This window comes from Candidatus Neomarinimicrobiota bacterium (assembly GCA_022560655.1).
Lineage (GTDB): Bacteria > Fidelibacterota > Marinisomatia > SCGC-AAA003-L08 > TS1B11 > JADFSS01.
Genome location: JADFSS010000100.1, coordinates 1 through 6,058, shown reverse-complemented (window position 1 = coordinate 6,058; position 6,058 = coordinate 1). Strand labels below are relative to the sequence as shown.

The 6,058-nt window shown below is 61.1% G+C and carries 6 protein-coding genes; 1 reads left to right on the top strand and 5 read right to left on the bottom strand.

Annotated features, from left to right (window positions below):
- From IH971_10560 to IH971_10540, 5 genes are all read right to left on the bottom strand, one after another.
- Positions 1-341 (bottom strand): carboxypeptidase-like regulatory domain-containing protein (locus tag IH971_10560; protein ID MCH7498278.1); only part of this gene is annotated, 341 nt, incomplete at its 3' end.
- On the bottom strand, positions 338-1,846 hold the full coding sequence (locus IH971_10555) for a hypothetical protein (GenBank protein ID MCH7498277.1): 1,509 nt from the start codon (positions 1,844-1,846) through the stop codon (positions 338-340). The genes IH971_10560 and IH971_10555, both read right to left, overlap by 4 nt.
- A 338-nt stretch (positions 1,847-2,184) precedes the next feature.
- Positions 2,185-3,438, bottom strand: coding sequence for a cysteine desulfurase (locus IH971_10550; GenBank protein ID MCH7498276.1), 1,254 nt, complete (start codon positions 3,436-3,438; stop codon positions 2,185-2,187).
- A gap of 79 nt (positions 3,439-3,517) precedes the next feature.
- A complete protein-coding gene (sufT, locus tag IH971_10545) occupies positions 3,518-4,072 on the bottom strand; it encodes a putative Fe-S cluster assembly protein SufT (GenBank protein MCH7498275.1) in 555 nt (184 codons plus the stop codon).
- Positions 4,073-4,092: 20 nt separating this feature from the next.
- A complete protein-coding gene (locus IH971_10540; GenBank protein ID MCH7498274.1) occupies positions 4,093-4,734 on the bottom strand; it encodes an SUF system NifU family Fe-S cluster assembly protein in 642 nt (213 codons plus the stop codon).
- A gap of 48 nt (positions 4,735-4,782) precedes the next feature.
- Here IH971_10540 and IH971_10535 point away from each other — a divergent pair.
- Positions 4,783-6,058 (top strand): bifunctional (p)ppGpp synthetase/guanosine-3',5'-bis(diphosphate) 3'-pyrophosphohydrolase (locus IH971_10535; protein ID MCH7498273.1); only part of this gene is annotated, 1,276 nt, incomplete at its 3' end.

The following is a 6,058-nucleotide window of genomic DNA, read 5'->3' as shown; positions in this document are numbered from 1 at the left end:
CCGATAACGACCACGTCCTGCCCGAAAGCTAGCACCGTGGTCTCCATTTCGAAGTTCTCCTCAACCGCGACGCCCGGCGTCAGGCTCACGCCGTTGCGCTGAATGAGCTTGTAGCCCATGTAAGAGACCTCCAGGTCATAGCTCCCCGGGGACAGACCCTCAATGATATAGCTGCCATCCAGGCCGCTGGAGGCACCGGCGTAGGTTCCTTTGACCAGCACGTTCACACCCACCAGCTGTTCGCCCGTCTGGCTGTCGACGATGCGCCCCCTGAGCAACGTTCGCTGCTGCCCCGCCAAGCATGCAACCGAGAGCAAGATCAGCAGTGTGCACTGCTTCATTGCAGGAACCTGTTTCGAAACGCCCACGAAATGAATTTACCCCCTGAACCGTTTCCTTCCAGCAAGGGAATTCCGCCGCTGTGAAAGGGCACGGAAAAGAAGATGACTTTGCCCGCCTCCGGGGTGAGGGGCGCGCGGTGATCATACTCTCCCGCCACCACCGGCTCTCCAGTCCAGAGATCGCCGTCCTGCGGGGGCTCCAGGCGGTAAAGCACCTCAAAGGTCGGGCCGTCCACGGGATCGATTCCGGCGGCGAGGCTTTCGAAGCTGCGGATGCGAACGGCGATGAGGGCTGATATCTCCAGGTTCAGGCTGGGCGAAAGGGCTGAGTTCAGAACCTTGCCCGGCAGGAGCCGGCCGGTGGGGTTAATGGCGCTGGTGGAGCTCAGCGGGAACCAGAAGAAACTGGTGTCCTTGATTTCGGTCACGTTAATGAACAGATTGCCCCCGTTGAGCACAAAGCGGTTGATGGCATTGGAGGCGGCATTGTAGGTCTCTATGCCCGTATAGCCGGTGTACCAATAGGCGTGCTCGAAATAGCCCAGGGTGGCGGTGATGTCGGTCTCTGAGAAGGGCAGTTCCCGGCCTATCTCCCAGACAGAATAGTTGCCCGGCCCGATGCCGGGGATGGTGTCAAAAATGCTCCGGTACCAGGCCAGTGCAACGTTGCCGTTGTCCTGGTGAAAGTCGTCCACAATAACGATATTGCCCACCACCGGCAGCACCCGCCACGTGTTGGGGCCGGCCTCATCCAGGGAATCGGGGAACTGGATAATGGGGCTCTCCGCACCGGCGATATCCTGGGTCTTCACGTAAAAGGTATGCAAACCCGGGGTCAGGTTGGTGAGCGTCACGCTGCTGTGCGCGGCTGCACTCAGAGCCAACCACGCTCCCGCGGACGTGTCATCCAAGGCATAGAACACCGAGTCCACCGTTTCCAGACCGTCAGAGTCAGTAATATCCCACACGAAAGTGCGCGTGGGGAAGGTGGTGTACTCAGCACTGGGGTCGGGGACGATGGGATTGCTCCGGAAGCGAAACCCGATCTCCGGTGGGGAGTTCTGCACCGGCAGGACAATCGTGGCAGGCGTCTCATCAGTCAGGCTGTCGTTGTCGACGGCCGCCACGGCAAAGGTAAACAGGTCAAAGGCCGTGCGGATGGGCACGACAAATTCGCGGGACTCCTCGGTCGTGTAGGTCCAGGCCGTATCCGTGCTCCAGCGGTAGCGGTAACCCACCACCTCGCCGTCGGAGTCTTCGCCCCACCAGTGCAGCGTCTGCTGGCTGGCCAGCACGGTCTGCAGTGCGTTGAACACGGTGTCCAGCCCCTCGGCAGGCAGAGCAGTATCGGCCTCGAAATAGTAAGTCCTGGCGGTGTCGCACTCAGTCATGGATGTCAAATCGGCACAGACGATGCTGTCGATGCGCACGTAAATGACTGACTGGGAGGAGATGCTCAGGTAGGTTTCCGGCCGCAATAAACCGAGGGCCGGTTGCGATGGCAACTCCTCAAACAATGAGCAACTTGTGGCCAGGATCGGAAACAGCCATAGGATACGTTTGTGCCTGATCTATATCACCGTATGTCAGCAAGCGGCATGGTTGCCTCACAGCTGCCCCACCCATGTGCATGCAGATAGCGCTGTGCCCCCCGGAGAAGCTCCCACGAGGGGTTGTTTCCATTACTTGGATGTGAAGTTTACCCTTGACGCTAGCTAAAATCAATTCCCGAGCGCAAATCCCTCGCGCGGTTTACAATCTCGGGGAAAGGATGGCGCAGCACGCCGGGAGGGGAGCTTGCCGCCGGCCAACCGAGAGGGCTAAGAGCGACGCCTCAAGAGATTCAGCTGCCTACGCCCAGGAAGGCCGTCGCCTTCTTCAGCCCTTGGGCCAGGCGGTCGACGTCGTCGGGAGTATTGTAGAGGTATAGGCTGGCTCGGGAAGTCGCAGCCACCCCCAGCCGCTGCATGAGGGGCTGGGCGCAATGATGCCCTGCGCGGATGGCGATGCCCTCCTGGTCCAGCAACTGGGCCAGGTCGTGTGGGTGAACGCCGGCGAGATTAAACGACAGGGCACTGTTGGCGGTGGGTTCGTGACCGTAGAGCGTGATGTCAGGCAGGGCGCCAAGCACCGCTCTGGCGTAGCGGGTCAGTCGGTCGCCATACCGCTGGATGTTCTTCATGCCCAGCCCGTTGAGGTAATCGATGGCGGCACCCAATCCTACTGCCTGGGCGATGCTGGGCGTTCCAGCCTCAAATTTGAACGGAATATCCTTCCAGGTGGCCCCCGCCAGCGTCACCGTTTCGATCATCTCGCCGCCCCCATGGAACGGTTCCATCGACTCCAGCAGCGCTGTCTTGGCATAGAGCACCCCCACACCGGTTGGCCCCAGCATCTTGTGCCCGGAAAAGGCCAGGAAATCACAATCCAGCGCCTGTACATCAATGGGGAAATGGGGGACGCTCTGGGCGCCATCCAGCAGCACCAGGGCGCCCACCTCCCGGGCCCGGCGGATGATCTCCTCCACCGGGTTCACGTTACCCAGCACATTCGATTGGTGAACCACGGTCACCAGCTTCGTCCGCTCGGTCAGCAACGTGTCCAGGCTATCCAGATCCAGGCTCTGGTCGTCACGTAAGGGGATGTGCCGCAGGGTGGCGCCCCGCTCCCGCACCAGCAGCTGCCAGGGCACCATGTTGCTGTGGTGCTCCATTTCGGTTGCGAGGATTTCGTCCCCCGGCCCCACCGAGTGGCGCCCCCAGGCATAGGCCACCAGATTGATGGATTCGGTGGTGCCCCGGGTAAAGATAATGGAGCGCCAGTCCTTGGCATTGATAAACTCAGCCACCTTTTGCCGCGCCGATTCATAAGCCTGGGTGGATCTCACGCCCAGCTCATAGATGGCTCGGTGGACATTGGCGTTGTCAGACTCGTAGTGCTCCCGTACCGCGTCGATGACCTGCTGGGGTTTTTGGGAGGTTGCAGCACTGTCCAGGTAGGTCAGCGGTTTGCCGCGCATGGGTTTGCCCAGGAGAGGAAAATCGCTCTGGACGCGCTGCATGTCCCACGGCGGCTCAGGTCGGCCCGTCTCCGACATGGAAACGCTCGCCTGGGCTTGCGGCGGCGTGCCTTGGACAGCCTGGCCTTCTACCATCATCTTGTCCCCTTTCGGGCTGCTACATCATGCCCAGCTGCAGCTGGGCAGCATCAGACATCATACTTTGATTCCAGGTGGGTTCCCACACCAGCTCCACGTTGGCATCCGCAACACCCGGTACAGTCAAAACACCCTGCTTGACATCTTCGGCAATGGAGGTACCCATCCCGCAGCCAGGCGCCGTCAGGGTCATCTTGATGACCACCCGGTGGCCGGCCCCACCTTCCACCGGCGCAATGGCCAGGTCGTAGATCAGACCCAGATCGACAATGTTGACCGGTATTTCCGGGTCGTAGCACTTGCGCAGCTGGTCCCAGATGAGACTTTCGTCCGGTTTTTCTCCGGCGGCCAACTCAGGTTCGGTACTCTCCGGTCCGGCCAGCTCCTTGCCCAGCGCGTCAGCATCCTGGCCATCGATGCGCGCCAGGCGGCCCAATACCATCACGGTGTAGCTCCCCCCGAGCGCCTGGGTGATGACCACCTCTTCCCCCTTTTTGAGGGTGATTTTCTCGCCGTAGGGGATCAGAATCGCGTCGCAGTCGCGTTGAATAGTGGCTAATTCGCCGGTATGCATCTGGTCATCTCGCTGGTATCCTATTCCGTTACAATTGTTGCTTCCGTGCCATTCAAACTGGCTGCCATCGTCCGCCAGGGCAGCATGGCGCATTTGACGCGGATGGGGTATTTGTGCACGTTGGCCAGGGCCGTCAATTTGCCCAGCTTTTCGGACAGCACTTCTCCCGTCGTCGCCATGTGCTGGAAATGCTCCAGCAGGTCCAGGGCTTCGGTCTTCGATTTGCCCTTGAGAACCGTCGTCATGAGGGACGCGGTGGCCTGGGAAATGGCGCAGCCCGAGCCCACAAATCCTATGTCCCGGATGACGTCATCTTGCAGCTGGACATAGAGGTCAAGCAGGTCACCACAGAGGGGGTTCTGCCCGCGGGCCCGTTTGTTGGCCTGTTCGACGACGTGCGCGTTCAGCGGGAAATTGCCCGGCGCGCGTTTGACCTGCTCGAGAGTTTTCCTGTCCCTGTGCTGATCATCTCGGGAAACCACGATCCACTCGAACCGGGATCTGTCTGGGATGCAGCCCCCTGGAATCAAGACATGACGAACAGCGTGCGCGTTCTGCGTCGCCGGGAGCCGTATCGTGATCTTCCCGGGGTAACACTCTTCCCCTGCCCGGTCTTCCGGAAAACGTCGTACGATGATCCCACTACTTGGATTGGCAACCATCCACGAACAGACGACGGAATACGTATCGGCATCGCCCATGGCAGCGTGATGGACCGGCCCAACCTGCCGGAGGAGCGCCGCACCACGATCGCCCAGGAGACGCTCGACATTTACGCTCCGATTGCCAATCGGCTGGGGATGAGCAAGCTCAAGAACGAGCTCGAGGAACTGTCGTTCCGGTACATCGAGCCGAAGGCCTACGAGGCCCTCCGGTCCAAGGTCGAGGGCAGACGGACGTTCGCGGAGGGCGTGATCGAAGAGCTGACCGGGAAGATCCGCGCGAAGCTGGAAGATGCGCAGGTGCCCGTTATCGATCTCGACGGACGGATCAAGCGCCTCTACAGCATTCACCTGAAGCTGAAGCGCCAGAAGATCGATCTCGAGCGGGTGTACGACTTCGTCGCATTGCGCGTGACCACGCAATCGGTCAGGGACTGCTACGCGGCGCTTGGCATCATCCACCAAACATGGTCACCCGTGCCGGGGCGGATCAAGGACTTCATCGCGATGCCGCGGCCGAACGGGTATCAGTCGCTGCACACCTCAGTCATCAGTGAGCACGGCTTCCCGTTCGAGGTCCAGATCCGGACCGAGGAGATGCACCGGCGCGCCGAAGAAGGCATTGCGGCGCACTGGAAGTACAAGGAAGGCCGCGTCGGCGATCGGCGCGATGAGCGCAATTTCCAGTGGATGCGCCAGCTGCTGGAGTTCCAGCAGGAGGTCGGGGATCCGGAAGAATTTCTCCGGAACCTCAAGATCGACCTGTATCCCGAAGAGGTCTACATCTTCACGCCCAAGGGCGAGGTCAAGTCGTTGCCGCGCGGCGCGACCGCTGTGGACTTTGCGTACAGCGTGCACACCGACGTCGGCAACCAGTGTGTCGGAGCTCGCATCAACGGCAGGATGGTCCCCCTGCGGACGCGGCTCGAGAACGGCGACATCGTCGCCATCGTCACGCAGGCCGGGCACAAGCCGAGCCGCGACTGGTTGACGTTTGTTGCGACCTCTCGCGCACGGAGCAAGATCAGGCACGTGCTTCAGGGGGAGGAGCGCGCGCGCAGCATCGAGCTCGGTCGGCGCCTGTTCGAGAAGCAGGCGCGGCGTTTCGATCTGAATCCCAAGACGATTCTGGAAAGCGAGGAACTCGCGAGGTTCGCTACCGAATACGGCGCGCAGAAGGCGGACGAGCTGCTGGCGCACATCGGCTACGGTAAGTTGTCGGCGCGGACCGTGCTTCAGAAGGCGGTTCCCGCCCGCGTGCTCAAGGAAAAGCCGCCGGAATCAGGTGTGGTGTCGGCGGTCAAGCGGGTGCTGCGATCAGACG

Excerpts from the sequence above, each read along its gene's own strand:
- sufT (MCH7498275.1), bottom strand. The coding sequence starts at position 4,072 with ATGCATACCGGCGAATTAGCCACTATTCAACGCGACTGCGACGCGATT.
- IH971_10550 (MCH7498276.1), bottom strand. The coding sequence starts at position 3,438 with ATGTCGGAGACGGGCCGACCTGAGCCGCCGTGGGACATGCAGCGCGTC.
- IH971_10540 (MCH7498274.1), bottom strand. The coding sequence starts at position 4,734 with ATGGTTGCCAATCCAAGTAGTGGGATCATCGTACGACGTTTTCCGGAA.